General features: G+C 58.5%; 2 protein-coding genes. One reads left to right on the top strand and one right to left on the bottom strand.

Going from position 1 to position 1,440, the window contains the following annotated elements; genetic code table 11:
• Positions 1–66 precede the first annotated feature (66 nt).
• Entirely contained in the window at positions 67–441 is a 375-nt protein-coding gene (locus AUL36_RS22275; RefSeq protein WP_062224385.1) for a nuclear transport factor 2 family protein, read from the bottom strand.
• Positions 442–692: 251 nt separating this feature from the next.
• Here AUL36_RS22275 and AUL36_RS22280 point away from each other — a divergent pair, with 251 nt between their 5' ends.
• A complete protein-coding gene (locus AUL36_RS22280) occupies positions 693–1,427 on the top strand; it encodes a GNAT family N-acetyltransferase (protein ID WP_062224387.1) in 735 nt (244 codons plus the stop codon).
• Positions 1,428–1,440: the final 13 nt, after the last annotated feature.

Here is a 1,440-nt window from a genome sequence, read left to right on the forward strand (position 1 = left end):
CCGACCCATTCGCGACTGCCAGTCACCTGTCGCTGACAATCCAAAGCGGACGTCCGACAACGTCGCTTAGAGGTCTCCGATCCTAGAACAATGACCTGCCGAAATGCGCCATCCGTGTTCGTCTTGGTGCCAGATCCGAGTGTAGGCAAATGTGCCGGATACCGGATTCTGGTCGTAAATCGCTTCGAGCCTTGCCTTGGTCGTTACGACGATGATTTCATGCAGAGGATGAAAGGCAGTCTCGAAAAGATCAAGACGCTGGATGCATAAGACCCGGCTGCGGTGGGCCTCCAAATCCTCTTCCTTGGTCATCACGTTTCCCATCGGACCCGTGAAGACGAGATCGTCATCGATCAATTCTGACAACGTCTCGACGTCCCCGGCAATCATCGCCGTCCGAAGCTTCTCCTCGCAGGCCAATATGTCCTGGGCTTCCCGCATTGCCGCTCCTGATACAGTCCGTCGCACAGAACCTACGTGGATCTGGCCGGTCGAGGAAGGGCCGCATTCGCAAGCATCTTTCTCGGAAACTACCTAGTAGCTTTCCACCCCGTCCGGTCTCCTGCGGCCTAGAAAGCGGATGTCCGCAAGCGGTCCATCTGCTAGCGACCCAACGCTTCCTTGGCCTGGTCCTTTGCGATCTCCAAGAAGCGGTCCTAGACTGCAGATCGTTTTGGTTTTCGAGCGTTCAAATGTCCCTAGTTTGGCATGTCGAAGAGGTCGCTCTGAACGTCCGTCCCTCACCCGTGGAGACTTATCAGGACGGCTGGTTGATCCGGGCCTCCGGCGGCACGGTGCGACGGACGAACTGCATCAGTCCGACGCCTTTTCGGTCGGACGATTTCACATCTGTACTCGCCGCTGGCGAGGCCCTGTATCATCGGCTCGGGCGACCGACGATCGTCAAGATCCTGTCGATCGGCGACGATGTCGACGAGATGCTCGCTGATCGCGGCTATACCATTGATGCTCCCAGTCAGGTTCTTTTGGCCCCCGACATCGCGAGTCGGTCCCGATCCAAAGCAGTGGCAGTCGAGACGGGAGCCGTGCATGCGGATTGGATCGAGGCTTGGATGGCGTTCGGTGGCTCGCCCCCGGCTGGCAGCTTTCTGAGTGCGTCCTTGTCAGCCATAACCTTGCCTGCTGCTTATGCATCGTATCGGCAGAAGGGCGAGATCGTTGCCTTGGCGTACGGCATCATCCATCGCGGCATTCTCGGTATCGACGCCGTCGCGACAAGACCTGATGCGCGGGGACGAGGGCTGGCGGGGCAGGTTGTGTCGAGCCTCCAGAATTGGGCGCATCAGAACAAGGCGACGTCCGCCTGTTTGTCGGTCCTGGCCGACAACCCGGCCGCACATGCCCTCTACCGTCGAACAGGATTTGTCCGCCATCTCTACGACTACCACTATCGCCTAAGGGATTAAGCCATGCGTCGAA

Source organism: Aureimonas sp. D3, from assembly GCF_001463805.1.
In the GTDB taxonomy this organism is placed as follows: domain Bacteria; phylum Pseudomonadota; class Alphaproteobacteria; order Rhizobiales; family Rhizobiaceae; genus Aureimonas; species Aureimonas ureilytica_A.

Bases quoted from the DNA above. Each gene is read 5' to 3' on its own strand.
- AUL36_RS22275 (WP_062224385.1), bottom strand. From the start codon at position 441: ATGCGGGAAGCCCAGGACATATTGGCCTGCGAGGAGAAGCTTCGGACG.
- AUL36_RS22280 (WP_062224387.1), top strand. From the start codon at position 693: ATGTCCCTAGTTTGGCATGTCGAAGAGGTCGCTCTGAACGTCCGTCCC.